The sequence below is a fragment of the Thioalkalivibrio sp. ALE14 genome (genome assembly GCF_000376845.1).
In the GTDB taxonomy this organism is placed as follows: Bacteria; Pseudomonadota; Gammaproteobacteria; order Ectothiorhodospirales; family Ectothiorhodospiraceae; genus Thioalkalivibrio.
On the sequence record NZ_AQXY01000024.1, the window covers coordinates 109,071 to 132,915 of the forward strand.

Here is a 23,845-nt window from a genome sequence, read left to right on the forward strand (position 1 = left end):
CCGGACCGGGCGTTGAACGGCGGCCCGCAGCCGGTATGCTACGCTTCAGGTAAGCCGACCGGCGGGCCGGCAAAGAGTCGTTCGCGCGGCTCGCGAACCAATAATAACGATCAAGGAACGCACCGATGGCCAAAGGGCAAATGTTGCAGGAACCCTTCCTGAATGCGCTGCGCCGGGACCGGATCCCGGTCTCCATCTACCTGGTGAACGGGATCAAGCTGCAGGGGCAGATCGAATCCTTCGACCAGTTCGTGGTGTTGCTGCGCAGTACGGTCTCGCAGATGGTGTACAAGCACGCCATCTCCACGATCGTCCCGGCCCGGCAGGTGAACATGAATCTCGAGGGCGAGGCGGCCGCCTCCGCGGAGGCCGAGTCCTGATGACGACGGGTCCCCGGCTTGTTTGAGCGTCCGGAGAGCGGCGGCGAGGCCGCCGTTGGCAACGCGGCCGTCCTGGTCGCGCTGAACATCGGGGACAACCCCGACATCGAGGCCCAGGTCCAGGAGTTCGACGAGCTCGTGCGTTCCGCCGGGGCCGAGATCCAGGCGGTGGTGCGGGGTTCCCGCGATCGGCCGCACCCGAAACTGTTTGTCGGGGCTGGCAAGGCCGACGAGATCCGCGAGGCAGTGGAGGCGGCCGGCGCCGACGTGGTGATCTTCAACCACGCCCTGTCGCCCAGCCAGGAACGCAACCTCGAGGCTCACCTGAAGTGCCGGGTGCTGGACCGCTCGGGGCTGATTCTCGACATCTTCGCCCAGCGCGCCCGTTCCCACGAGGGCAAGCTCCAGGTGGAGCTGGCGCAGCTGCGCCACATGTCCACGCGCCTGGTGCGCGGCTGGACTCACCTGGAGCGGCAAAAGGGCGGGATCGGCCTGCGTGGCCCGGGGGAGACCCAGCTGGAGACCGACCGCCGCCTGCTGGCCGGTCGCATCAAGCATATCGAGCGGCGCCTCGAGAAGGTCGAGCGCACCCGCGAACAGGGCCGCCAGGCGCGCCTGCGCAACGAGATCCCCACGGTCTCGCTGGTGGGCTACACCAACGCCGGCAAGTCCACCCTGTTCAATCGTCTGACCCATTCCGATGTCTATCAGGCGGATCAGCTGTTCGCGACCCTGGACCCGACCCTGCGGCGCCTGGACCTGGCCCCGCACCAGTCGCTGATCCTGGCCGATACCGTGGGCTTCGTGCGCGACCTGCCGCACGAGCTGGTGGCCGCATTCAAGGCGACCCTGACCGAGACCCGCGAGGCGGCCCTGCTGCTGCACGTGATCGACGCCGCCGACCCGGAGCGCGATGCGCGCATCCGCCAGGTCGAGGAGGTGCTCGAGGAGATCGGCGCCGAGGACGTGCCCTGCTGGCGGGTCTACAACAAGATCGACCAGCTGGAGAACCCGGCCGAGGATCCGGACGAGCGCTTCGGCCTGGCGGATGACGCCTTCTGGCTGTCGGCCCGTACCGGCGAGGGCGTGGCACGCCTGGAACAGCGCCTGGCCGAGACCTTCACCGAGTCCATGATCCAGGGCTGGTTCGAGTTGCCGGCCGCGGCCGGTCGGCTGCGAGCCCAGCTCTACGAGGAAAAGGCCGTGGAGGCCGAACAGACCACGCCGGACGGATCGATCCAGCTCCGCCTGCACCTGCCGCAACGCCGCTTCGAGCAGCTCTTCCGCGCCGCGGGCCTGGACCCGGAGACGACCCGCCTGGAACCCTGGGAGTCCGATACACCCGCGTAACCGAGTCGCGGCCCTCCGCGCCGATCGTCTCCTGCCGTCCGACAAGAGTCACCACCAAGACACGAAAAAACCAAGGGCAAAAGCAATCGACAGGAAGGGTGGAAGGTTAGAAGGCTGTTGATGGGATTGGCTGGACCCTCCCTGGCTACGGTCCGCCCTCAGTGTTTTTTGGGCTGCATTGATTCCTTCGGACCTTCCTGTCTTCCTGTGAAGCGCCTTTGACCTTGCCCTATTTCGTGGCTTCGTGGTGGATTCGGCCGGCGGGTGGACGAGGCACCCGTTGCGCAGACTCGCGTGGCCAGGAACTTTTGCGCTAATACCTGACCAAATCAGTCAGACATTCATGCAAAAGCCAACGCGAGGAGGTCCGCATGATATTTGAGCGTTTTGTCGATCCCGGCCTGTCCCAGCATTCCTTCGTGGTCGGCTGCCAGGGCAGCGGCGAGATCGCCGTGATCGATCCGCAGCGCGACGTCGATGTGTATCTGGATTACGCCGAGCGCAACGGCTATCGCATCACCCGCGTGATGGATACCCACATCCACGCCGATTTCGCCTCCGGTGCCCGCGAACTCGCGGACAAGACCGGCGCCCGGTTGCTGCTGTCCGGGCACGATGCCGGCGAGCATTTCCAGGTGCAGTTCCCGCACGAGGATCTGTTCGAGGGGGACCGGGTCCAGCTGGGCAACGTGCGCATCGAGACACGCCACGTACCGGGGCATACCCCGGAACACCTGATGTTCGTGGTGTATGACGGGGCCCGTTCCGGCGAGGATCCGATCGCGATCATCACCGGGGATTTCCTGTTCGTGGGCTCGCTGGGCCGTCCCGACCTGCTCGGCGAGGAGGCCAAGCAGGCCCTGGCGCGGCAGATGTTCCACAGCGTGCGCGAGAAGTTGGCGGACCTGCCCGACGGGGTCGAGGTGCATCCGGGTCACGGGGCCGGCTCGGCCTGTGGCGCCGGCATGGCCGGCCGGCCAGTCTCCACGCTCGGCTACGAGCGCCGGACCAACCCGTACCTCGACCCGTCGCTGGACGAGGATGCCTTCGTGCACCAGTTGCTGCACGGACTGCCGCCGATCCCCGACTTCTATCCGCGTAACAAGCGGATCAATTCCGAGGGGCCAAAGGCGGTGATTCCACTGCCCGGCATGACGGCTATGGATCCGGCCGAGGTTTCCCGGCGGGCGGCGGCCGGCGAGGTCACGGTGATCGACCTGCGCGACCCGCTGGCCTTCGGCGGCGGCCATATCCCCGGGTCGCTGGGGATCGGTATCGACGGTGGCTTCGCCACCTGGGCCGGCTGGGTGACGCCGGATGACACCCCGATCATCCTGGTCGATCGCAGCGGCGACCCGGCGGTGATCGAGCAGGCGGTCCGCCACCTGGTACGCACGGGTCGTGACTATATCGAGGGGTATGTCCGCGGCGGCATGGCTGCCTATGCCGGTGCCGGCCTGCCGCTGGCCACTCTGGCGCAGCTGGATGCCCCGGCGGCGCAGACCGCGGTCGCGGACGGGCGGCTGCGTCTGGTGGATGTGCGGGCCTTCTCCGAGTTCGAGGCCGGCCATGCCGAGGCCGCGGTCCGCCGGCCGGTGGCCGACACCCGCACGGGTATCCCCGGGATCGACAAGGCCGAACCGGTCGCCGTGGTCTGCGGGAGTGGCTACCGCTCCACCGTAGCGGGATCCATCCTCCAGCGCCTGGGCTACCACGAGGTGTACAACGTGGTGGGCGGCATGCAGGCCTGGAACCGTGTGATCGACACGGGCGAGGGGGGTCGGCGCGCCGCCTGATCCGCGCCGACGGGCGGGTGGCATGAGCCGCCCGCCTTCTCACGAAAAAGGCCCCGGGTGGAACCGGGGCCTTTTTCGTGAGAAGGCGGGCCGTGCGTCAGGCGTCGCCGTGGGCGATCGTCTCCCGTTCGGCGCTGGCCAGGTACAGCGTCAGGGTCTCGCCGGCGCGGATGCCGTCGCCGTTCAGCCCGTTCCAGCGGCGCAGGTCGCCGATGCTGACCTGGTGGCGGCGCGCGATGGTCGACAGGGAGTCGCCGGGACGGACCTCGTACTCGATGCGCTGGCCATCCGGGCCGCGATCGGGATCGGCGCGGACCACCTTCAGGGTATCGCCGGGTCGCAGGATGGCATCCGGCTCCAGGTCGTTGGCGGAGCGCAGGGCCCCGATGGACATGCCGGTGCGCTGGCTGATGTGCCACAGGCTGTCACCCGGCTGGACTTCGTAATCCTCGGCGGGCTGGCCGTTGTCGCCGGCGACTTGTACGGGGGTGTCCTCGCTGGAGGCGCCGGCTGGCAGGCGCAGCGTCTGCCCGGCGCGGATCAGGTCGCCGTTCAGGTTGTTCATGTCGCGCAGCACCGCCACCCGGGTGCCGGTGCGTTCGGCAATCCGGCCCAGGTTGTCGCCGGCCCGCACGGTGTACTCCCGGAAGCGGATCAGGGGTTCGTCATCGCGTGTCTCCAGCGCCGTCTCGAGGACCGGAAGGGCCTCGCGCGGGACGAACAGGTGCTGCGCGCCGCCGGGGTGGGTGGCGTGCCGGTGATAGCCCGGGTTGAGCTGCTTCAGGGTCTCGGTGTCCAGGTCGGCGAGTTCCGCGATCAGCGAGAAGTCCGCCTGGCGACCGGGTTCGATCATCTCCAGGGCCGGCTCGTTGGCAATGGGCGTGATGGCGATGTCGTGGCTGTCCGGGTCCAGGAACAGGTGGCGCAGGGCCAGCAGCCGCGGGATGTAGGCGGTGGGCTCGGCGGGCAGGTCCAGGCTCCAGTAGTCGGTGGGCTCGCCGCGTGCGGCGTTGCGGTCGATCGCGCGCTGGATGTTGCCCTGGCCGTAGTTGTAGGCGGCCAGCGCCAGGTACCAGTCGTCGAACCGGCGGTGCAGGGCCTGGAGGTAGTCCAGCGCGGCCAGCGTGGACTTGTAGACATCGCGGCGCCCGTCGTACCAGTGGTCGCGCGCGAGGTCGAAGTAGTCGCCGGTGGCCGGCATGAACTGCCAGATCCCGGCCGCGCGGCTGCGCGAGGTCGCCTGAGCGACGAAGCCGCTCTCGACGATCGGTAACAGCAGGAGCTCGGCAGGCATGTCGCGCGCCTCGATCTCCGACAGGATGAAGTAGGCGAAGGGCTCCGCCCGCCGAGTGCTGTGTTCGATAATGCGCGGGTGGTCGCGGTAGTGCTGGATGTAGCGCTCCACGCGTTCGTGGTCCAGCGCATCGTTGAAGCCGAAGCCCAGGCGCGCACGTTCCCACAGGTCGTCGGTCTCGGCGGCACGTTGCGCGGCGTCGCGCTGCTGGCGTTCCATCGCGGCCTGCACGTCCTCGGTGGTGCGCGGTTCCACGATGGGCTGATCCGCCGCCGAGGTATCCAGCGTGCGCCCGGAGTCGTGTAGGCTACAGGCAGAGGCGAAGATCGCCGTCAGGCCCAGGGTCATGGCGGTGGTCAGCCGCGAGTGGAGGCGTGGTTTCATGGCGCTGGAGGATAAACCAGAGATGGGGGATCACCAAGACCCGTTCCTGAACTGGTTGGCGCACTGGTACGCCCAGCCGCAGGGCCGCCGGGTCCGCGAGCGCTTTCTGGAACGCATTCGACGCTACGGCGACCCGGGCCCCGGGGACCTGGCAGTGGAGCTGGCCCCGGTTCCGATCCTGGAGGAGAGCGACGCCCTCCAGGCACCCCTGATTCGCATTGCTTCCCCGCATCCGGTCCTGCGCATGGATCCGGCGTCCTGGCCGCTGGAATCCGAATGCGCCCGGCGCATCGTGCTCGCTCACCCCGGTGCCCAGAGCGCCCGGCTGGACGCGGTGGTGGCCGAGGCGGCCCGGGTGCTGGAGCCCGAGGGGCGCGTGTTCCTGCTGGAGGGCAATCGCCTGCAGCACGCCGGGCGCAACGGCGTGCGGCCCTCGCCGCTCCCCGAGGGCCTGCGCCGGCGCCAGTACCGCGAACTGCTGGAGGCCGCGGATCTGGAGGTCCTCGATCAGTGGAGCCTCAGCCTGCTCCCGCCGGGTTTGCCGGCCGCCTGGCAAAAGCGTCTGGCGACCATGGATGCCTGGACCCTGCGCGGCCTGCCGCCGCTGGCCAGCATGATCCTGACTGTGGCGCACAAACGGGTGGATATGCCGCTGCGCCCGGCACAGCGGTTCCGCTTTTCGATGCCCAATCCCGCGATGCGCCCGGGGCTGGTATCCTCGCGCACCGATCATTCCGGAGCCCGCCGAACGCATGGCTGACGAACGTGTGTACATCTATACCGACGGGGCCTGCCGTGGCAATCCCGGACCCGGCGGCTGGGGCGCGATCCTGCGCTTCGGCGGGCGCGAGCGCGAGCTCTACGGCGCCGAGGCCGAGACCACCAACAACCGCATGGAACTGACCGCCGCCATCCGCGCGCTGGAGACCCTGAAGCGTTCCTGCAAGGTGGAACTGGTCACCGACTCCAAGTACGTCAAGCAGGGCGTGACCGAGTGGATGCCAGGCTGGAAGCGGCGCAACTGGAAGTCCGCCAGCGGTTCCCCGGTCAAGAACCGCGACCTGTGGGAAGCCCTGGATGCGCAGGCCCAGCGCCACGATATCGAGTGGTACTGGGTGCGCGGCCACAGCGGCCATCCGGAAAACGAACGCGCCGACGAGCTGGCCAATGCGGGCATCGACGCCCTGCTGGCCGGCGAACCGATCGAGAACTGAGAGGCAACGCGATGCGCCAGATTGTCCTGGATACCGAGACCACGGGCCTGGAGCCCGCCGACGGCCATCGAATCATCGAGATCGGCTGCCTGGAGCTGGACAACCGCCGGCCCACCGGGCGCAAGCTGCACGAATACTTGCAGCCGGATCGCGAGATCGACGCCGGTGCGATCGAGGTGCACGGGATCACCAACGAATTTCTCGCCGACAAGCGGCGCTTTGCCGACGTGGCCGGTGAGTTCGTCGATTTCATCCGGGGTGCGGAGCTGATCATCCACAACGCGCCGTTCGATGTCGGCTTCATCAACCATGAGCTGCGCCTGCTGGGTGATGCGGCCCCGGCGACCGAGGTCGCCGAGGTCTGCGCCGTGCTGGATTCGCTGGTGATGGCGCGACGCATGCACCCCGGGGCGCGCAACTCGCTGGATGCGCTGTGCAAGCGCTACGAGGTGGACGGCTCCGGTCGTACCCTGCACGGGGCCCTCCTCGACGCCGAGTTGCTGGCGGATGTCTACCTGGCGATGACCGGCGGGCAGGTGGCGCTGACGCTGGATGCCGTGGGTGACGGCGACGCCGCGGCCGGGCCCGTCCAGGCGCGGCGTTCGGGCAAGCCGCTTCCGGTGATCGAGCCGACGCCAGAGGAGCAGGCGGCGCACGAGGCGCTCCTGCAGACCCTCGACGACGCAGCCGGCGGCGCCTGCCGCTGGCGCACCAGCGCCTGAGGTCGTCTTCCGGCGCCGGCGTCGCTTCGGCGCTCAAGTGCCTTCGTCCGGCCGTCTGCCTTGCTTTGGCTGGCCCTGGTTCATCGCCTGGTGTTTACGGTGCCTTCGGTCCGCCGCCTGCCCGGCGCTGACTCGCCAGCGCGCCCCGAGGCACTTTCTTGCTTGCCCAAGAAAGTGCCCAAAGAAGGGCACCCGGATTCCGCCCGGGAACCTCGCTCCGGACGCGCTGGGCCGGCGGCGCTGAACTCGCTACGCCTTCGGCTTCGCTCAGACATCCAGCGCCTTCTCCCGGCCCATCACGCCCTCCGCGAGGGGCTCCATACGGGGGAGGAAGGTCAAAACAGGAGGCATCCCAACATCCCTGCCTAAGCTTGCGTATGGCTGTCCGAAAGCCCCCGGCGCCCGCGCTGCGGGCGCGGCACGCAACGGCCCAAGGCCGAGCGTGCCCAGATGTCCGAAGACCTAGCCATCCTCCACTGGCAAAAACGTCGGGATGGTCGTTGTCTTGACCTTGATCCCCCCGTTGTCGTCGCGCCGAGCGGAGAGGGTTTTCGCGGGGAAAAAGGCGCTGGATGTCTGAGCGGAGCCGTAGGCGCAGCGAGTTCAGCGCCGCCCGCGAAAAGCCTCGGAGCGAGGGAAACCCCGGCCCGCACAGCGGGCCGGGGTCGCGGCAGTCGGGCGTGTTTCTTGGGTACTTCTTTGCACGAGCAAAGAAGTACCTCGCGGCGCGCTGGCGAGTCAGCGCCAGGCAGTATGTGGACCGAAGCCACCGTAAACACCGAGCGGCGAACCAGGACCAGCCACCACATGGCAGGCGCCGGACCGAAGGCACGTAAACACCGGATGCCGAACCAGGGCCAGCCACCACCAGGCAGGTGGCCGGACGAGGCCACCGTAAACGACGAGAGACGAGGCAGAGACGTCCGGCGCAAGCCGGAATGGGGATGGTGGGCGGGGCGCTGCGGCGTTAGTTGTGCTTCATGATCCGCGCCCGCTCGCGTTCCCAGTCCTTGTCCTTCTTGTCGGCGCGCTTGTCGTATTCCTTCTTGCCCTTGGCTAGCCCGATCTCGAGCTTGGCGCGTCCGCGCTTCCAGTACAGGGCCAGCGGAACGAGGGTGTAGCCCTTGCGTTCCACCGCGCCGACCAGGCGGTTGATCTCGGAGCGATGGAGCAGCAGCTTGCGGGTGCGGCTCGGGTCCGGGTTGATATGGGTGGAGGCGGTCGGCAGTGGGGTGATGTGCGCGCCGAACAGGAAGGCCTCGCCGTTGCGCAGCAGGACGTAGGCCTCGCTCAGCTGCGCGCGCCCGGCACGCATGGACTTGACCTCCCAGCCTTCCAGTTCCAGCCCCGCCTCCAGACGGTCCTCGATAAAGAAATCGTGGCGCGCCTTGCGGTTGAGCGCGATGGTGCTGGAGTTGTCGCCGCCTTGTTTCTTCTTCTTTCCCATAACCCGCGCAGTGTACTGCAGCCGGCCCGTCGAAGCAGTGCGGATGGGCTTTCGCCCGTGGTGAAAGTTGAGCCTGAGGACCCGCTGCCCCACAATTCCGGCGGACTCGGCGGCGTGTTGCTGCGACCCGGCCCGGGTGATGCCGGGCGCGATGGCCGCGCACGCGCGTTCCGTCTCCGCTCACAAAGGAGCCACTGATGCCTGCCACGACCTCGATCCACGGGCAATGGACGACCCGCCTGGCCTTCATCCTGGCGGCCACCGGTTCGGCCGTCGGCCTCGGCAATATCTGGCGCTTCCCCTATATCGCCGGCGAGAACGGCGGCGGGGCCTTCGTGCTGGTGTATCTGGGCTGCATCCTGCTGATCGGCCTGCCGGTGATGATGGCGGAGATCCTGCTGGGGCGGCGCGGGCGCCAGAGCCCGATCAACACGATGTCCGCCCTGGCGCGCGAGGAGGGGCTCACGCGCGCCTGGGGGATGATCGGCTGGATCGGGGTCCTCGCCGGGTTCCTGATCCTGTCCTTCTACAGCGTGGTGGCCGGCTGGTCGCTGTCGTACGTCTTCAAATCGGGCACGGGCGGCTTCCTCGGGCTGGACGCGGACGGTTCCGAATCGATGTTCGGCAACATGCTGGCGGACCCGGAGGCGCTGCTGGCCTGGCACACCATCTTCATGGTGATGACGGCGATGGTGGTCGCGCGCGGGGTGCAGTCGGGCCTGGAGAAGGCGGTGACGATCCTGATGCCACTGCTGTTCGTGATGCTGGTGGTGATGGTCGGCTATGCAATGGTCGAGGGGCAGTTCTTCGCCGGTCTGCAGTTCCTGCTGTATCCCGATTTCTCCGCGCTGTCGGCGAACGCGGTGCTGCTGGCGATGGGCCAGGCCTTCTTCACGCTCAGTCTCGGGATGGGCGCGATCATGATCTACGGCAGCTACCTGCAGAGTGAGGCGTCCATCGCGCGCACCTCGGCGGCGGTGGTCGGGGCGGATACCCTGGTGGCGATCATGGCCGGGCTGGCGATCTTCCCCATCGTGCTCGGGGCCGGACTGTCGGCGGAGCAGGGGCCGGGGCTGATCTTCGTGACTCTGCCGCTGGCGTTCGCCGACATGCCGGGTGGCCTGTACTTCGGCACCATGTTCTTCGTGCTGCTGGTGTTTGCGGCCTGGACCTCGGCGATCTCCATCATCGAGCCGGCGGTCGCCTTCCTGGTCGAGAACATGGGTCTGACCCGGGTGATGGCGACCGCGATGATCGCCATCGGGGCCTGGTTCCTGGGGATTGGCGCGCTGCTGTCGCTGAACGTCTGGTCCGACTACACCCTGTTCGACATGGGCATCCTGGACCTGCTGGACTACGTGACGGCCAACATCCTGCTGCCGCTGGGCGGCTTCCTGATCGCGATCTTCGTGGGCTGGCGGATGACCGAGCGCTCGGTGCAGTCCGAGCTGCGTATGAAGCACCCGGCGCTGTATCAGGTCTGGTACTTCCTGGTGCGCTTCGTTGCTCCGGTCGCGATCCTGTTTGTCTTCCTGCGTGCGGTGGAGTTGATTTGATGGCCTCGAAGATTCGCCGCTACGCGGATGTGCCCTACACCCAGGAGCAGATGTTCAATCTCGTGAACGACGTCGATGCCTATCCGGAATTCCTGCCGGGTTGTCGCAGTGCGTCGGCGCGCCCGCGCGGCGAGCACGAGGTGGAAGGCACGATCGAACTGGCCAAGGGCGCGTTGCACAAGTCGTTTACTACCCGCAATACCCTGAAACGCCCGGAGAGCATCGACATGCGCCTGGTCTCCGGACCATTCCGGCGACTGCACGGGACCTGGACCTTCAGCCAGGTGGAGGGCGGCAAGACCCGTATCGCCCTGGAGCTGGAATTCGAGTTCGCCAACCGCATCATGGCCTTCGCGATCGGGCCGGTGTTCAACCAGATTGCCAATTCGCTGGTCGATGCCTTTGTCCAGCGCGCGCGCGAGGTCCACGGTGCCGGATAGTCCCGTGGCCCCGGCCGCCGCGGACGGCATGATCCGCGTGGAGGTGGCCTATGCGCGGCCCGACCGCCAGGTGATCCTGCCGCTGGTGGTGCCCGAGGGCACCACTGTGGATACCGCGCTGCGTCAGTCCGAGATCGAGCTGCAGTTTCCGGAGATTGATCTGGAGAATGTGAAGGTCGGGATCTTCGGCAAGATCACCCGGCGCGACACCGTGCTGCGGCCGCGTGACCGCATCGAGATCTACCGTCCGCTGATCGCGGACCCGAAGGAGGTGCGCCGCCAGCGCGCCGGAAAGGGGCGCAAGAAGAAGCCGGGCAAGGGCGATGCGGAAGCCGGGGGCGAATCGAAGAAGGACGCAGGGCCGGAGAACGCGGAGGAATAGCGAGAGCCCTGTGAGCCCGCGGCACTTCGGGGATGCGGGCGAGCGTCAGTCGTTGTCCATGTCCACCGGGTGCTCGTCCAGCGCGACCGGCTGCGGGATGTCGGCATCCACGTGGCTGACCACGCCGTTCGCAAAATGCACTGTGACCCGCTGGCGCTCGGTCGCCCCGAAGCCCGGGCGGCGGTAGTAGACGTAGTCCCAGCGCTCATCGGCGCGGAAGGCGGGCTCCAGCTGGGGCGACCCCATCAGGAAGCGGACCTGCTGCGGCGTCATGCCGGGCTGGATTTGCGCCACCTGGACGGGGTCGATCACGTTGCCCTGTTGTACATCCAGACGGAACTGGTTGAGGCCGCCGCAGGCGCTCAGCAGGCTTGCGGCCACGGCGATAGAAATGAGAATCTTGATCATCTGAGCGGGCGGTCCTCGGCGTCTGGTGGGCCGTGAACGCGCATGGTACACCAAAGCGTCCCGCCGCTCTCAAGCGGATCGGACCGGGAAAACAGGCAATGGAAACCAGTAATCTCAAGAAGGCGGGACTCAAGGTCACGCTGCCGCGGATGAAGATCCTCGAGATCCTCGAGACCTCGGAGACCCGGCATCTGACGGCCGAGGCGATCTATCGGGAGCTGCTCGAATCCGGCGAGGAGATCGGCCTGGCCACGGTGTATCGCGTGCTGACCCAGTTCGAGGCGGCCGGGCTGGTCTGTCGTCTGCACCTGGAGGGCAATCAGGCGGTGTTCGAGCTGGAGCGTGGTGGCCACCATGACCATATCGTCTGCAACCAGTGCGGGCGGGTCGAGGAGTTTTTCGACGAGACGATCGAGCGGCGCCAGCGCGAGGTGGCCCAGCACCACGGTTTTTCCATCAAGGATCATGCCCTGGTCCTGTACGGCGACTGTAACGACCACGCCTGTCCCCACCGCCCGGCCTGACCGCTATCGGGGTTTTACTCACCGCGGACCGGCTGGCACCGGTTCCGCCGCGGGTGTGCAGTAGCTTCCGATTCGGCTGCTTGCCTTTTTGTGGCTGGCCCTGGTTCGGCCTCCGGAGTTTAAGGTGCCTTCGTCCGGCCGCCTGCCCTGTGGTGGCTGGTCCTGGTTCTGCATCCGGTGTTTACGTGCCTTCGGTCCGCACACTGCCCGGCGCTGACTCGCCAGCGCGCCGCGAGGTCCTTTCTTGCTTGCCCAAGAAAGGACCCAAAGAAGGGCACCCGGATTCCGCCCGGGAACCTCGCTCCGGACGCGCTGGGCCGGCGGCGCTGAACTCGCTGCGCCTTCGGCTCCGCTCAGACATCCAGCGCCTTCTTCCGGCCCACCACGCCCTCCGCGAGGGGCTCCATACGGGAGGGGAAGGTCAAAACCGAACGTGTCCCCACGTTTGCGCCTAACCATAGGCAACGCCGTCCGAAAGCCCCCGGCGCCCGCGCCGCGGGCGCGGCACGCAACGGCCGAAGGCCGAGCGTGCCCAACATGTCCGAAGACCTAGCCACCCTCCACTGGCACGACCGTCGGGACGGCTGTTGTCTTGACCTTGAACCCCCGTTGTCGTCGCGCCGAGCGGAGAGGGTTTTCGCGGGATTAGAGGCGCTGGATGTCTGAGCGGAGCCGCAGGCGCAGCGAGTTCAGCGCCGCCCGCGAAAAGCCTCGGAGCGAGGGAAACCCCGGCCCGCGCAGCGGGCCGGGGTCGCGGCAGTCGGGCGTGTTTCTTGGTGACTTCTTTGTACGAGCAAAGAAGTCACTCGGGGCGCGCTGGCGAGTCAGCGCAAGGCAGTATGTGGACCGGAGCCACCGTAAACACCGGATGCCGAACCAGGCCCAGCCACCACCAGGCAGGAAGCGGGCCGGAGGCAGTGCAAACACCCGATGCCGAACCGGGCGCAACCCAAGGGGTGGGTGGTCGGGAAAAGCCCGGGTCAGGCGGAGGCGTCGAGCTGCGCCGCGAAATGCGCCGGCGCGTAGCCTTCCTGCTTGCGCAGATAGTCGGCCAGCTGCGCCGCAAAGTCGGCCGGGACCGAGTCCCGCACGGCCGGCACCTCGCGCAGCCGTTCCCAGCGCTGCGCCAGCCGTGGAAACGCCTCCGCCTCCCAGGGGCTGTCCGGGTCCGCAAGCAGCGCATAGCGCATCAGGATCGGTGCCAGGGTCGCGTCGATCAGCGAGAAATCCGAGGTGGCCAGGCGATCATCCCGCGTCATCTGCTGTTCCAGGCGCTCCAGCCCGCGCGCGGCCGTATGCCGCGCGAGCTCGAAGGCGTCCTCGGTGGCGGCCGTCATCCAGTGATACTGGGCAAAGGTCTGTTCCGAGAGGTACTCGATCCACGCCCGGGTGCGGGCCTGTTCCAGCGGGTCCGCCGGCATCAGGGCGGGCGGGGTGATGGCATCGATATACTCGTCGATCACCGCCGACTCGAACAGCACGGTGTCGTCGTCGACGATCAGCACCGGCACCTTCCCGAGCGGCGAGCGCGCGCGGAACCACTCCGGCGGGTTGGCCAGATCGATCAGGCTCAGTTCGAACGGGGCCTGCTTGTATTTCAGCGTGATCACGCTACGCTGGACAAACGGACAGATGGCGAAACTGATCAGGTGCAGATGCGGCAGATTCATGAGGGTCCTCGGCGTCCTGGGTCGGGGCAGGTCACGGTCCGGATGACCGCGGAACGTCGGTGCTTGGCCTGGAAAGGTTGCGCATTGTCCCCCCTCGCGCAGGCCCGGGGAAGCCTTGGCCAGGGGTAGCGGCCATCACGAGGCGCCCAGCGCCGGGCTGCGGATCGACAAGTGGCTGTGGGCCGCGCGTTTTTACAAGACGCGCGGGCTGGCCAGCGAGGCGGTTGGCGGCGGCAAGGTCCACGTGAACGGCGAGCGCTGCAAGCCGGCGCGGCGCGTGCATCCCGGCGATCGTCTGACCATCCATCGGGGTCCGCAGGTCTGGGAGCTGGACGTGGTGGGGCTGAACGAGCAGCGCCGGCCGGCCCGCGAGGCGCAGGCTCTGTACGAGGAGACCCCGGAGAGCCAGGCCCGGCGCGAGGCGGAAAGCGAGCGCCGCCGGGCCGAGCGCGCGGTGGCGGACAGTGCGCCCAGCCGCCGGCCGGACAAGCGCGAGCGGCGCAAGATTCGCCGTTTTATTCGCCAGGATGACAGCGACAGGAGCGAATCCGAGTGACATCCCTCGAAGGCAGTGGCCCTCCGGTGACCCCGCGTGTGGCGGTGGATCTGGTGATCCGTCATCCGGCCCAGCCCGGTCGGGTGCTAGTGATCGAGCGGCGCAACCCCCCGCATGGCTGGGCGCTCCCCGGGGGCTTCGTCGACGTTGGCGAGTCCGCCGAGCATGCCGCGGTGCGCGAGGCGCGCGAGGAGACCGGGCTGGAGGTCGAGCTGGAGGTGTTGCTGGGCGTTTATTCCGACCCGGAGCGCGATCCGCGCGGGCATACCGTCAGCGCGGTCTATATCGCCCGTGGCCGGGGCGAGGCGAAGGCCGCCGACGATGCCACCGACTGCGCCTGGCTGGACCCGGAGGATCCGGATCCTGTCCTGGTGTTCGATCACCGGCGCATCCTCGACGACTACCGGCGCTGGCGCCTGACCGGCGAAACCGCCGCGCCGCGCCCGGTACGAAAAGCGGGATGAATGCGGCCAAGCTGTTACCATACGGCGCTTTCGACCACCGCTACGGTATCGCGTGACAAAGGCTGACTCCGCAACCCCGACCCGACCCGACCGCGAGGTTCCGGAACCCCGTGTGTACGAGCGCGCGGAGCATGGCATCTCGCGCGCGGCGATCGACGACAACGCGCTGAAGGTGCTTTATCGCCTGCGCGAAGCCGGCTACCGGGCCTGCCTGGTCGGCGGCGGCGTGCGCGACCTGCTGCTGGGGCGCGAACCCAAGGACTTCGATGTCGCCACGGACGCCACCCCCGAGCAGGTGCGTGGCCTGTTCCGCAACTGCCGCCTGATCGGGCGCCGCTTTCGCCTGGCGCATGTGCTGTTCGGGCGCGAGATGATCGAGGTGGCGACCTTCCGCGCGCCGCATGACGACGAGGCCGAGGACGAAGGCCAGGTCGCGCTCAGCGAAGAAGGCCGTATCCTGCGCGACAATCGCTACGGCACCATCGAGCAGGACGCGATCCGTCGCGACTTCAGCGTCAACGCCCTGTACTACGACATCGAGGATTTCTCGGTGCTGGATTACACCGGCGGGGTCGAGGACCTGCGCGCGGGCGTGTTGCGCCTGATCGGCGACGATGTCGATACCCGGTTGCGCGAGGACCCGGTGCGCATGCTGCGGGCGGTGCGCTTCTCCGCCAAGCTGGGGCTGACCATCGCGCCGGAGGTCGAGGCCGGCATCCACGATCTGGCCTCGCTGATGCAGACGGTGGCGCCCGCGCGGCTGTTCGACGAGGTGATCAAGCTGTTCCACAGCGGCGCGGCGGTGACCTGTCTGGATGAACTCGAGCGCTTTGGCCTGTTCGAGGCGATGTTCCCCGAGGCGGCGGACTGCTTTGCCGATCCGGACCTTGGCGCCGAGCGTCGTCAGTTCCTGGTCGAGTCACTGCTGAACACCGACAAGCGCATCAACGAGGGGCTGGGGGTGAACCCGGCCTTTCTCTATGCCGCGGTCCTCTGGGCCCCGGTGCAAGTGGTCGCCGCCGAGCGCATCGACGATGGCGAGCAGGAGATCCCCGCCTGGCAGCAGGCCATGGCCGAGGTGCTGGATCGCCAGGTGAAGACGGTATCCATCCCCAAGCGCTTCAGCCTGATCGTGCGCGAGATCTGGGAGTTGCAGGCGCGCCTGGAGCGCCATCGTGGGGGGCGTGCGCTGCGTCTGCTGACGCATCCGCGTTTTCGCGCCGGCTATGATTTCCTCTGCCTGCGGGCCCGCGCCGGCGATGCCGACCCCGAGTTGTGCCGCTGGTGGACCGAGATCCAGGAACAGGACGAGGACGGGCAAAAGGCCATGGCGGGTACCCAGGGCAAGGGACCCAAGGGCGACGGCAAGTCCGGCGCCAAGGGCAAGTCCCGGCGCGGTGGCCGGCGTCGGCGCCGGGGGCGCAAGGGCGGGGGTGGCGAGAACACCGGATCGGCCGCTAACCCGGATTCCGGAGGTGGCGAATGAGCGCGGCTGACCACGGCGTGCAGGCCTTCATCGGGATCGGCGCCAATCTGGGCGATCCCGAGGCCCAGGTGCGCGAGTCCTTCGTCCGCCTGGCACAGGGGCTGCCGCAAACGCGCCTGACCGGCCGCTCGCGGCTGTTCCGTAACCCGCCGATGGGCCCCCAGGATCAACCCGACTACGTGAACGCGGTGGCCCGATTGCACACCCGGCTGGAGCCGCTGGATCTGCTGGCGGGGCTGCAGGCGATCGAGTGCGCCTGCGGGCGCGAGCGGGACGGTGCCCGCTGGGGGCCGCGCCTGCTGGATCTGGATCTGTTGCTGTTCGGCGAGCAGTCGCTGGATCTGCCGGGGCTGAAGGTGCCGCACGCCGGCATCGCCGAACGCGACTTCGTGATCCTGCCGCTGCTGGAGCTGGCCCCGGGGCTGCAGATCCCCGGTCTGGGTCCGCTGGAGCGGCTGGCGCAGCGCTTCGACGGCGCGAGCCTGACCCCGATCACGGAACCGGAGGCGAGCGTCGCGGCGGCGGAGGGGCGCGGATGAGCCTTGCCGATTTCGATTTCATCGCGGTAGAGGGACCGATCGGGGTCGGCAAGTCCAGCCTGGCGAAACGCCTGGCCGAGCACCTGCAGGCCGAGGGCATCTTCGAGGCCCCGGACGAGAACCCGTTCCTCGACCGGTTCTATCAGGAGCCGGACAAGCACGCCCTGGCGACCCAGCTGCATTTTCTGGTGCAGCGCGTGCGCCAGCTGACGCCGGTGGCCCAGAAGGGGCTGTTCGAGCAGCGCCATGTCTCCGACTACCTGATGGACAAGGATCCGCTGTTCGCCGAGCTGAACCTGCACCCGGACGAGCTGGAGATCTATCGCGAGATGTTCCGGCACCTGCGCGGGGGCCTGCCGCGCCCGGACCTGGTGGTTTACCTGCAGGCGCCCGTGGATGTGCTGCAGGAACGCATCCGCCGTCGGGCGCGACCGTACGAACGTCACATCGAGGCCGGTTACCTGGAACGATTGAACGCCGCCTACGCGGAATTCTTCTATCATTTCGAAGGACCGGCGCTCGTGATTGTGAACGCCACCGAGATCGACTGGGTGAACAACCCGGCCGACTTTGACCAGCTGGTGCAGTTTCTGGAACCGATCCAGGGCGGGCGACACTACTTCAACCCGTTGCCGATCTCGCTCTAGAGGGTGGCAATCCGGACTGTCCGGGAGGCATGAGCATGCGGCCGATTACCGTGAATACCCTGGCCCGGCGCAAGCAGGCCGGCGAGCCGATCGCCTGTCTCACCGCCTATGACGCGGCCTTCGCCGGGCTGCTGGACCGCTGCGGCGTCGACGTGATCCTGGTCGGCGATTCGCTCGGCATGGTGGTGCAGGGTCATTCGACTACCCTGCCGGTGACCCTCGACGACATGGTCTATCACGTCGCCTGCGTCGCGCGTGGCAGCGAGAACGCCCTGATCATGGCGGATATCCCGTTTCTCGGCGATGTCGACGCCTCCACCGCGCTGGCCCAGTCCGGTGCACTGCTGCGCGCCGGGGCCCACATGGTCAAGGTCGAGTGCGGTGCGTACGAGGTCCCGGTGGTCGAGCGCCTGGTGGCCGCCGGTATCCCGGTCTGCGCCCACCTGGGCCTGACCCCGCAGGCGGTCCACCGCTTCGGCGGTCACCGGGTGCAGGGCCGCGACCCGAAGGCCGCGGCGGAGATGGAATGCCTGGCCGCACGCCTGGAGAGCGCCGGGGCGCAGGCCCTGCTGCTGGAAGGCATCCCCGAGAGTCTCGCGGACGCCATCGTGCGCAGCGCCGGTGTGCCGGTGATCGGCATCGGGGCGAGCCCGCATTGTGACGGCCAGGTGCTGGTGCTGTCGGACGTGCTTGGCCTGACGCCCGAGCCGCCGCGTTTCGCGCGCGACTTCCTCGCCGAGGGGGGCTCCCTGGAGGGCGCGGTGCGCGCCTACTGCGAAGCCGTGCGGACCCGGGCCTTCCCCGAATCCGGCGTGCATACCTTCAGTTAACTGCGTTTCCCGAAGGACGGACCCTGACCCATGAGAATCCTGCGTGATCGGCCGCAACTGGTGGCCATGCATCGAGAGTGGTCGCGCAAGGGGCGCGGTACCGTGGCCCTGGTGCCCACCATGGGCAACCTGCACGAAGGCCACCTGACGCTGATCCGGCATGCGCGGGCGCGCGCCCAGCGGGTGGTGGTGTCGATCTTCGTGAATCCTCTGCAGTTCGACCGTGCCGAGGATCTGGAACGGTATCCGCGCAGCCTGGAGGAGGATGCCCGTCTGGCGACCGATGCCGGCGTGGATGCACTGTTCTGTCCCAGCAACGAGGACATGTATCCCGACGACGGGGTGCCCCCGGTGCGCGTGGTCGTCCCGGTGCTGTCGGAGATCCTGGAGGGCGACTACCGCCCCGGGCATTTTGACGGCGTGGCGACCGTGGTGACCAAGCTGTTCAACCTGGTGCGCCCGGACCTGGCCCTGTTCGGCGAGAAGGACTTCCAGCAGTTCAAGCTGATCGAGCGCATGGTGCAGGGGCTGGACATCCCGACCCGGGTGGAGGCCATCCCCACGGTGCGCGAGCCGGACGGGCTGGCCTTCAGTTCGCGCAACCAGCAGCTGTCCGAAGAGGCGCGCGCCACCGCCCCCGAACTCAAGCGGGTGCTGGACGAGGTGGCGACCGTTTGCCGCACGGCCACCGTGTTCGATGCCGACCGCATCCCCGAGGTGGAGGGGCGTGCCTGCGACCGGCTGCGCGAGGCCGGGTTCGACCCGGAATACCTGTCGATCCGCCGCGCCGAGGACCTGATGGAACCGCAAACCGGCGCGCCGCTGGCCGAGCAGGACCTCGTGGTCCTGTCCGCCGCCTGGCTGGAAGACGTCCGCCTGATCGACAACGTCCGCACCCGCACGGACTGACCCCGTTTTTTTGTGGCCACGAAGCGCACGAAGACACGAAGAAGTTCAAGGGCCATTCACAGGAAGGCTGGAAGACAGGAAGGAACTCTCGATTGGCAGTGCGTTGACGATCGGGGTCCATCCGGCCCCTTCCGATCTTCGCGTCTTCCTGTAAACGCTCTTTACCTTCGTGTCTTCGTTCGCTTTGTGGTGAAAAAACCATCGATCCGAACAGGCGGGTTTGCCGTGGTCGCCGGGATCGCGGATAATTTCCCGCCCTTCCGAGGTACAAGCTGGGAATACGCCGTATGGTCGTCACTATGCTGAAAGGCAAACTGCATCAGGGCCGGGTCACGCATTGCGAGCTGGAGTATGAAGGCTCCTGCGCGATCGATACCCGCCTGCTGGAGGCGGCCGGCATCCTTCCGTTCGAGCAGATCCAGATCTACAACGTCGACAATGGCGAGCGCTTCACCACCTATGCGATCGAGGGCGAGGCCGGTTCCGGCATCATCTCGGTCAACGGCGCGGCCGCGCACAAGGCGGCGGTGGGGCATCGCGTGATCATCTGCGCCTACGGCCAGATGGAGGCCGCCGAGGCCCGCGAATTCACCCCCGATCTGGTCTATCTCGACGCGGACAACCGGATCATCCGCACCGGCCACGGCATCCCGGTCCAGGCCGCCTGATTTCCCTCTCCTCCGCGCACGCCCCGCCCGCAGTTGTCGGGCCGGGGGTGCGCCGCTATCCTCGACGCCCATGAATCTCCACGAATTTCAGGCCAAGGCGCGTTTTCGCGACGCGGGCATCCCGGTCCCCGATGGCCAGGTGATCACGTCGCCGGATGAGCTCGCGGCCGCCTGGCAGGCCCTGGACGCCGAGCGCGTGCTGGTCAAGGCCCAGGTCCACTCGGGTGGCCGCGGCAAGGCTGGTGGCGTGGTGATGGCAGACTCCTTCGATGCCGCGCGCGAGGCGGTGGACAAGCTGCTGGGATCGCGCCTGGTGACGGGTCAGAGTGGCCCCGAGGGCCTGCCGGTGGACCAGCTGCTGCTGGAGCCGGCGGCCGATATCGCCCGCGAGTTCTACTTCGCCATGCTGGTGGACCGCTCGCGCGAGCGCCTGGCGCTGGTGGTCTCGGCCGAGGGCGGCATGGACATCGAGACCCTGGCGGCGGAGCGCCCCGAGGCCGTGGTGACCCTGCCGATCCACCCGGCCACGGGCGTGATGCCGTTTCATGGCCGCCGGGTCGCCTCGACCCTGGGCCTCTCCGGCGACGCGGCCAAGGCCATGGCGCAACTGGTGACCAATGCCCACGCCCTGTTCCAGCAGCTCGATGCCCAGCTGCTCGAGATCAACCCGCTGGTGCTGACCGGGGATGACCGGCTGCTGGCGATCGACGCCAAGCTGACGATTGACGACTCCGCGGCCTACCGCCAGAAGGCACTGTTCGCGGAGCGCGACGCGCGTCAGCGCGACCCGGCCGAGGAGCAGGCGCACGAGCATGACCTCAACTACATCCGCCTGGACGGCTCCATCGGCTGCATGGTCAACGGCGCCGGGCTGGCAATGGCGACCATGGATCTGATCCAGCACCACGGCGGCTCGCCGGCCAACTTCCTCGATGTCGGCGGCGGTACCACGGTGGAGCGGGTCACCGCGGCGTTCAAGCTGATCCTGTCGGACCCATCGGTGAAGGCGGTGCTGGTGAATATCTTTGGCGGCATCGTGCGCTGCGACCTGATCGCCGAGGGCATTATCGCCGCGATCCGCGAGATCCAGGTCCAGGTGCCGGTGGTGGTGCGCCTGGAGGGCACCAACGCCGAACAGGGCCGCAATGCGCTGGCCAACTCCGGCCTGGATGTGATCCCGGCCGCCGATCTCGACGCGGCGGCGCGCGCCGTGGTGGAGTCCGTGGCATGAGTATCCTCGTCGACCGCGACACCAAGGTGATCTGCCAGGGCTTCACCGGCAAGCAGGGCAGCTTTCACTCGGAACAGGCCATCGCCTATGGCACCCGCCTGGTCGGGGGCGTGACCCCGGGCAAGGGCGGGCAGACCCATTTGGACCGGCCGGTGTTCGATACCGTCGCCGATGCGGTGGCGTCCACCGGCGCGACCGTCAGCATGATCTATGTCCCGGCGCCGTTCGCCGCGGACGCGATCTGCGAGGCGGCGGATGCCGGGATCGAGCTGGCGGTCTGCATCACCGAGGGCATCCCGGTACAGGACATGGTGCGGGTCAAGCAGGTGCTGGCGGGCAGCCCCACGCGCCTGATCGGCCCGAACTGCCCGGGTGTCATCACCCCGGAGGCCTGCAAGGTCGGGATCATGCCTGGCTATATCCACCGCCGCGGGCGCATCGGCATCATCTCGCGCTCGGGCACGCTAACCTACGAGGCGGTCAAGCAGACCTCGGACCTTGGCCTGGGGCAGAGCACCTGTGTGGGCATCGGCGGCGACCCGATCCAGGGCCTCGACTTTGTCGACTGCCTGCGCCTGTTCCACGACGATCCGGAGACCGACGGCGTGCTGATGGTGGGCGAGATCGGTGGCGATGCCGAGGAACGCGCCGCGCGCTATATCGCGGACGAATTCGACAAGCCGGTGGCCGCCTATATCGCCGGCGCCACAGCCCCGCCGGGCCGGCGCATGGGGCATGCCGGCGCGATCATCGCCGGCGGTCAGGGCACCGCGGAGCAGAAGATGACGGCCCTGCGCGAGGCCGGCGCGACCGTGGCGGAGAGCCCGGCCGAGCTGGGCGCTGCGATGCAGTCCGCGCTTGCCAGCGCCTGAATTTGCGATGAGCGCCGACCAGCCCCTGCGTCTGGCCCTGGCCCAGATCAACCCGGTGGTGGGCGGTCTGGATGACAACCGCCACCGCATTCTCGAGGCGATCGAGCAGGCCCGCGCCGGCGGCGCCCGCGCGGTGGTGTTCCCCGAACTCGCGGTCACCGGTTATCCCCCCGAGGATCTGCTGCTGCGCCCGGCCTTCCTGCTGGGCGTGGAGCGCGCGGTGGTGGCGATCACCAGGGCGGCGCGGGATATCGACGTGATCCTGGGTGCCCCGGTGCAGGGAGATGGCGGCCTGATCAATGCGGCCCTTTGGCTGCGCGACGGGGCCTGTATCGCGCGCTACGCCAAGCAGGTCCTGCCCAACTATTCGGTATTTGACGAGCAGCGCTATTTCGTTGCTGGCGATGCCCCCTGCGTGGTCGAGCTGGATGGCTGGCAGATCGGGCTGACCGTCTGCGAGGACATCTGGCAGCCGGCCCCGGCGGCCGCCGCGCAAGCCGCCGGGGCCGAGCTCCTGCTGAATCTCAACGCCTCGCCCTACCACCGCGGCAAGGCCGAGGAGCGCCTGCGGGTGGTGGGCCAGCGCGTGGCCGAGACCGGCTGTCCGGTGGTCTACGTGAACCAGGTGGGCGGGCAGGACGAACTGGTGTTCGATGGCCGCTCGTTCGTGCACGACCCGGTCAACGGGGCCCGCGCCGTGCTGCCCGCCTGGGCCACCGGCCAGGGCCAGGTAGAGGCGAGTCGCAGTGCGCAGGGGCCGGTCCTGCGGTCCCGCGACGAGCATATGCATCTGTCCGCCTGCGGCATGCTTCCGACCCTGACCGACCCCGGCCCGGAACCGGACGAGGCGGACGCCCGCGATCTCTATCAGGCGCTGATGATCGGCATCCGCGACTACGTGGCCAAGAACGGTTTCCCGGGGGTCTTGCTGGGCCTGTCCGGCGGGATCGACTCCGGCCTGACGGCGGCGCTGGCGACCGATGCCCTGGGTCCGGCGGCGGTCACTGCCGTCATGATGCCGTATCGCTATACCGCCTCGATGAGCATCGAGGACGCGGAGGCGCAGGCGCGGTTGTTGGGGCTGGAATACCACGAGATCGCCATCGAGCCGATGGTGGAGAGCTTCATGGCCGGGCTGGGGGATGCCCTGGCGGCGTACCCGGCCGGGACGGGGGATGTGACCGAACAGAACCTGCAGGCGCGCGCCCGTGGCGTGCTGCTGATGGCGCTGTCCAACCGCAGCGGCAAGCTGTTGCTGGCCACCGGCAACAAGTCCGAGATGGCGGTGGGGTATTCCACGCTGTATGGCGACATGAACGGGGGCTTCGCGCCGCTGAAGGATGTCTCCAAGCAGTGGGTGTACCGCCTGGCACGCTGGCGCAACACGCGCGGTCCGGCCATCCCGGAACGGGTAATCGAGCGTCCGCCCAGCGCGGAGCTGGCGCCGGATCAGCAGGACGCCGACTCGCTGCCGCCCTACGAGGTGCTGGACGCGATCCTCGAGGCCTTCGTCGAGCAGGAGCAGTCGGTCGCCGAGATCGTTGCACAGGGCTTCGATCGCCCCACGGTGGAGCGCATCGCGCGCATGGTATTCGTTGCCGAGTACAAGCGTCGCCAGGCCGCGCCCGGAATACGGGTCAGCCCGCGCGCCTTTGGCCGCGACCGGCGCTACCCCATCACCTCCGGCTACCGCCCGGACTGATCCGCGCCGACGCGCGCAGAGTTCACCACGAAGCACACGAAGGCACGAAGAAGGTCAAGGACGGTTCACAGGAAGACAGGAAGTACCGAAGGTTCTGAATGAAGTGGTCCAATGACAGCGGACACCCCAGTTAAGCCACACTAGATGGGTAACTGGAGGTGAATGTGAGCAAGCAGAGACGAGCGCGATACAGCCGGGAGTTCAAGGCCAACGCGATTGCGATGGTCGAGAGCCAGGGCTATGGCTGCACGGAGGCGGCCCGGCGGCTCGGGATCAACCGGAGCATGCTGTCCCGCTGGCAGCGTGAGGCGCGGCGCAAGGCGGCCGGCGAAGCCGTTACTGAGCCGGCCTCGAACGGTCAGGAACAGGAGTTG

Annotated in this window: 27 protein-coding genes; 22 read left to right on the top strand and 5 right to left on the bottom strand. The window is 68.0% G+C overall.

All coding sequences use genetic code 11. The features are described 5' to 3' along the window. The first annotated feature begins 125 nt into the window (after positions 1-125). The 3 genes from hfq (at position 126) to F572_RS0104945 (ending at position 3,526) form a co-directional block, all read left to right on the top strand. Positions 126-380, top strand: a complete 255-nt coding sequence (hfq, locus tag F572_RS0104935; protein ID WP_018141991.1) for an RNA chaperone Hfq — start codon at positions 126-128, stop codon at positions 378-380. 18 nt (positions 381-398) lie between these two features. Continuing rightward, on the top strand, positions 399-1,730 hold the full coding sequence (gene hflX, locus F572_RS0104940) for a ribosome rescue GTPase HflX (protein ID WP_017940576.1): 1,332 nt from the start codon (positions 399-401) through the stop codon (positions 1,728-1,730). A gap of 371 nt (positions 1,731-2,101) precedes the next feature. Beyond that, positions 2,102-3,526 carry a rhodanese-like domain-containing protein gene (locus tag F572_RS0104945; RefSeq protein ID WP_017940577.1) on the top strand — a complete coding sequence of 475 codons (1,425 nt, stop codon included), beginning with the start codon at positions 2,102-2,104 and terminating at the stop codon, positions 3,524-3,526. A 97-nt stretch (positions 3,527-3,623) separates the two neighbouring features. On the opposite strand, the gene F572_RS0104950 is transcribed toward F572_RS0104945, so the two are convergent. Then, complete coding sequence (locus F572_RS0104950; protein WP_026142878.1) at positions 3,624-5,204, bottom strand: LysM peptidoglycan-binding domain-containing protein; 1,581 nt, start codon at positions 5,202-5,204, stop codon at positions 3,624-3,626. On the opposite strand from F572_RS0104950, the gene F572_RS0104955 reads away from it, so the two are divergent. The 3 genes from F572_RS0104955 to dnaQ are packed head-to-tail and all read left to right on the top strand — an operon-like array spanning position 5,203 to position 7,140. After that, complete coding sequence (locus F572_RS0104955; protein WP_038034077.1) at positions 5,203-5,964, top strand: hypothetical protein; 762 nt, start codon at positions 5,203-5,205, stop codon at positions 5,962-5,964. The two genes, F572_RS0104950 and F572_RS0104955, sit on opposite strands and share 2 nt — an antisense overlap. Beyond that, positions 5,957-6,418, top strand: coding sequence for a ribonuclease HI (gene rnhA / locus F572_RS0104960; protein WP_017940580.1), 462 nt, complete (start codon positions 5,957-5,959; stop codon positions 6,416-6,418). Before F572_RS0104955 ends, rnhA begins: the two co-directional genes overlap by 8 nt. 11 nt (positions 6,419-6,429) lie before the next feature. Beyond that, on the top strand, positions 6,430-7,140 hold the full coding sequence (dnaQ, locus tag F572_RS0104965) for a DNA polymerase III subunit epsilon (protein ID WP_017940581.1): 711 nt from the start codon (positions 6,430-6,432) through the stop codon (positions 7,138-7,140). A 967-nt stretch (positions 7,141-8,107) separates the two neighbouring features. On the opposite strand, the gene smpB is transcribed toward dnaQ, so the two are convergent. After that, positions 8,108-8,587, bottom strand: a complete 480-nt coding sequence (gene smpB / locus F572_RS0104975) for an SsrA-binding protein SmpB (protein ID WP_017940348.1) — start codon at positions 8,585-8,587, stop codon at positions 8,108-8,110. Positions 8,588-8,784: 197 nt separating this feature from the next. Between smpB and F572_RS0104980 the strand changes: the two genes are divergently transcribed. From F572_RS0104980 to F572_RS0104990, 3 genes are read left to right on the top strand one after another with little or no spacing between them, the layout of a single operon-like run. Beyond that, positions 8,785-10,143 (top strand): sodium-dependent transporter, encoded by a 1,359-nt coding sequence (locus F572_RS0104980; RefSeq protein WP_017940349.1) that lies wholly within the window; start codon positions 8,785-8,787, stop codon positions 10,141-10,143. Beyond that, on the top strand, positions 10,143-10,583 hold the full coding sequence (locus F572_RS0104985) for a type II toxin-antitoxin system RatA family toxin (protein WP_017940350.1): 441 nt from the start codon (positions 10,143-10,145) through the stop codon (positions 10,581-10,583). The genes F572_RS0104980 and F572_RS0104985 overlap by 1 nt, the downstream gene beginning before the upstream one ends. A 28-nt stretch (positions 10,584-10,611) precedes the next feature. Continuing rightward, complete coding sequence (locus tag F572_RS0104990; RefSeq protein ID WP_051045133.1) at positions 10,612-10,965, top strand: RnfH family protein; 354 nt, start codon at positions 10,612-10,614, stop codon at positions 10,963-10,965. Positions 10,966-11,010: 45 nt separating this feature from the next. Here F572_RS0104990 and F572_RS0104995 read toward each other — a convergent pair whose 3' ends face one another. Beyond that, positions 11,011-11,373 (bottom strand): outer membrane protein assembly factor BamE, encoded by a 363-nt coding sequence (locus tag F572_RS0104995; protein ID WP_017940352.1) that lies wholly within the window; start codon positions 11,371-11,373, stop codon positions 11,011-11,013. Between the two features lie 98 nt (positions 11,374-11,471). On the opposite strand from F572_RS0104995, the gene fur reads away from it, so the two are divergent. Next, positions 11,472-11,897 (top strand): ferric iron uptake transcriptional regulator, encoded by a 426-nt coding sequence (gene fur, locus F572_RS0105000; protein ID WP_017940353.1) that lies wholly within the window; start codon positions 11,472-11,474, stop codon positions 11,895-11,897. Positions 11,898-12,250: 353 nt separating this feature from the next. On the opposite strand, the gene F572_RS15910 is transcribed toward fur, so the two are convergent. After that, complete coding sequence (locus F572_RS15910) at positions 12,251-12,436, bottom strand: hypothetical protein (RefSeq protein ID WP_081611945.1); 186 nt, start codon at positions 12,434-12,436, stop codon at positions 12,251-12,253. Positions 12,437-12,877: 441 nt separating this feature from the next. Further along, entirely contained in the window at positions 12,878-13,567 is a 690-nt protein-coding gene (locus F572_RS0105005) for a glutathione S-transferase family protein (protein WP_017940402.1), read from the bottom strand. Between the two features lie 115 nt (positions 13,568-13,682). On the opposite strand from F572_RS0105005, the gene F572_RS0105010 reads away from it, so the two are divergent. The 12 genes from F572_RS0105010 to F572_RS14740 all read left to right on the top strand — a co-directional run. After that, complete coding sequence (locus F572_RS0105010) at positions 13,683-14,123, top strand: RNA-binding S4 domain-containing protein (RefSeq protein ID WP_017940403.1); 441 nt, start codon at positions 13,683-13,685, stop codon at positions 14,121-14,123. Further along, the gene (locus F572_RS0105015; RefSeq protein ID WP_017940404.1) at positions 14,120-14,587 is read left to right on the top strand and encodes an NUDIX hydrolase; all 468 of its coding nucleotides are present in this window, start codon (positions 14,120-14,122) and stop codon (positions 14,585-14,587) included. Before F572_RS0105010 ends, F572_RS0105015 begins: the two co-directional genes overlap by 4 nt. Before the next feature lie 52 nt (positions 14,588-14,639). After that, positions 14,640-16,073 carry a polynucleotide adenylyltransferase PcnB gene (gene pcnB / locus F572_RS0105020; protein ID WP_026142861.1) on the top strand — a complete coding sequence of 478 codons (1,434 nt, stop codon included), beginning with the start codon at positions 14,640-14,642 and terminating at the stop codon, positions 16,071-16,073. Further along, positions 16,070-16,612, top strand: coding sequence for a 2-amino-4-hydroxy-6-hydroxymethyldihydropteridine diphosphokinase (gene folK, locus F572_RS0105025; RefSeq protein WP_017940406.1), 543 nt, complete (start codon positions 16,070-16,072; stop codon positions 16,610-16,612). The genes pcnB and folK overlap by 4 nt, the downstream gene beginning before the upstream one ends. Continuing rightward, positions 16,609-17,259 (top strand): deoxynucleoside kinase, encoded by a 651-nt coding sequence (locus tag F572_RS0105030; RefSeq protein WP_017940407.1) that lies wholly within the window; start codon positions 16,609-16,611, stop codon positions 17,257-17,259. The genes folK and F572_RS0105030 overlap by 4 nt, the downstream gene beginning before the upstream one ends. A 35-nt stretch (positions 17,260-17,294) precedes the next feature. Further along, positions 17,295-18,089: a 3-methyl-2-oxobutanoate hydroxymethyltransferase gene (gene panB / locus F572_RS0105035; RefSeq protein ID WP_017940408.1), complete on the top strand. Its 795-nt coding sequence runs from the start codon at positions 17,295-17,297 to the stop codon at positions 18,087-18,089. 30 nt (positions 18,090-18,119) lie between these two features. Beyond that, positions 18,120-18,998, top strand: coding sequence for a pantoate--beta-alanine ligase (gene panC / locus F572_RS0105040; protein ID WP_017940409.1), 879 nt, complete (start codon positions 18,120-18,122; stop codon positions 18,996-18,998). 287 nt (positions 18,999-19,285) lie between these two features. Then, on the top strand, positions 19,286-19,666 hold the full coding sequence (gene panD, locus F572_RS0105045; protein ID WP_017940410.1) for an aspartate 1-decarboxylase: 381 nt from the start codon (positions 19,286-19,288) through the stop codon (positions 19,664-19,666). A 70-nt stretch (positions 19,667-19,736) separates the two neighbouring features. After that, complete coding sequence (gene sucC, locus F572_RS0105050) at positions 19,737-20,897, top strand: ADP-forming succinate--CoA ligase subunit beta (RefSeq protein ID WP_017940411.1); 1,161 nt, start codon at positions 19,737-19,739, stop codon at positions 20,895-20,897. After that, positions 20,894-21,769 (top strand): succinate--CoA ligase subunit alpha, encoded by an 876-nt coding sequence (gene sucD / locus F572_RS0105055; protein ID WP_017940412.1) that lies wholly within the window; start codon positions 20,894-20,896, stop codon positions 21,767-21,769. Before sucC ends, sucD begins: the two co-directional genes overlap by 4 nt. 7 nt (positions 21,770-21,776) lie before the next feature. Then, positions 21,777-23,471 carry an NAD+ synthase gene (locus F572_RS0105060; protein ID WP_017940413.1) on the top strand — a complete coding sequence of 565 codons (1,695 nt, stop codon included), beginning with the start codon at positions 21,777-21,779 and terminating at the stop codon, positions 23,469-23,471. Between the two features lie 164 nt (positions 23,472-23,635). Continuing rightward, on the top strand, positions 23,636-23,845 hold a 210-nt coding region (locus F572_RS14740), incomplete at its 3' end, for a transposase (protein ID WP_018158411.1).

What these genes read in the sequence shown, in the direction of transcription:
- hfq (WP_018141991.1), top strand. Translation starts at nt 126, where the DNA reads ATGGCCAAAGGGCAAATGTTGCAGGAACCCTTCCTGAATGCGCTGCGC.
- F572_RS0104945 (WP_017940577.1), top strand. Translation starts at nt 2,102, where the DNA reads ATGATATTTGAGCGTTTTGTCGATCCCGGCCTGTCCCAGCATTCCTTC.
- F572_RS0104955 (WP_038034077.1), top strand. Translation starts at nt 5,203, where the DNA reads ATGGCGCTGGAGGATAAACCAGAGATGGGGGATCACCAAGACCCGTTC.
- F572_RS0104950 (WP_026142878.1), bottom strand. Translation starts at nt 5,204, where the DNA reads ATGAAACCACGCCTCCACTCGCGGCTGACCACCGCCATGACCCTGGGC.
- rnhA (WP_017940580.1), top strand. Translation starts at nt 5,957, where the DNA reads ATGGCTGACGAACGTGTGTACATCTATACCGACGGGGCCTGCCGTGGC.
- dnaQ (WP_017940581.1), top strand. Translation starts at nt 6,430, where the DNA reads ATGCGCCAGATTGTCCTGGATACCGAGACCACGGGCCTGGAGCCCGCC.
- smpB (WP_017940348.1), bottom strand. Translation starts at nt 8,587, where the DNA reads ATGGGAAAGAAGAAGAAACAAGGCGGCGACAACTCCAGCACCATCGCG.
- F572_RS0104980 (WP_017940349.1), top strand. Translation starts at nt 8,785, where the DNA reads ATGCCTGCCACGACCTCGATCCACGGGCAATGGACGACCCGCCTGGCC.
- F572_RS0104985 (WP_017940350.1), top strand. Translation starts at nt 10,143, where the DNA reads ATGGCCTCGAAGATTCGCCGCTACGCGGATGTGCCCTACACCCAGGAG.
- F572_RS0104990 (WP_051045133.1), top strand. Translation starts at nt 10,612, where the DNA reads ATGATCCGCGTGGAGGTGGCCTATGCGCGGCCCGACCGCCAGGTGATC.
- F572_RS0104995 (WP_017940352.1), bottom strand. Translation starts at nt 11,373, where the DNA reads ATGATCAAGATTCTCATTTCTATCGCCGTGGCCGCAAGCCTGCTGAGC.
- fur (WP_017940353.1), top strand. Translation starts at nt 11,472, where the DNA reads ATGGAAACCAGTAATCTCAAGAAGGCGGGACTCAAGGTCACGCTGCCG.
- F572_RS15910 (WP_081611945.1), bottom strand. Translation starts at nt 12,436, where the DNA reads ATGTTGGGCACGCTCGGCCTTCGGCCGTTGCGTGCCGCGCCCGCGGCG.
- F572_RS0105005 (WP_017940402.1), bottom strand. Translation starts at nt 13,567, where the DNA reads ATGAATCTGCCGCATCTGCACCTGATCAGTTTCGCCATCTGTCCGTTT.
- folK (WP_017940406.1), top strand. Translation starts at nt 16,070, where the DNA reads ATGAGCGCGGCTGACCACGGCGTGCAGGCCTTCATCGGGATCGGCGCC.
- F572_RS0105030 (WP_017940407.1), top strand. Translation starts at nt 16,609, where the DNA reads ATGAGCCTTGCCGATTTCGATTTCATCGCGGTAGAGGGACCGATCGGG.
- panB (WP_017940408.1), top strand. Translation starts at nt 17,295, where the DNA reads ATGCGGCCGATTACCGTGAATACCCTGGCCCGGCGCAAGCAGGCCGGC.
- panC (WP_017940409.1), top strand. Translation starts at nt 18,120, where the DNA reads ATGAGAATCCTGCGTGATCGGCCGCAACTGGTGGCCATGCATCGAGAG.
- panD (WP_017940410.1), top strand. Translation starts at nt 19,286, where the DNA reads ATGGTCGTCACTATGCTGAAAGGCAAACTGCATCAGGGCCGGGTCACG.
- sucC (WP_017940411.1), top strand. Translation starts at nt 19,737, where the DNA reads ATGAATCTCCACGAATTTCAGGCCAAGGCGCGTTTTCGCGACGCGGGC.
- sucD (WP_017940412.1), top strand. Translation starts at nt 20,894, where the DNA reads ATGAGTATCCTCGTCGACCGCGACACCAAGGTGATCTGCCAGGGCTTC.
- F572_RS0105060 (WP_017940413.1), top strand. Translation starts at nt 21,777, where the DNA reads ATGAGCGCCGACCAGCCCCTGCGTCTGGCCCTGGCCCAGATCAACCCG.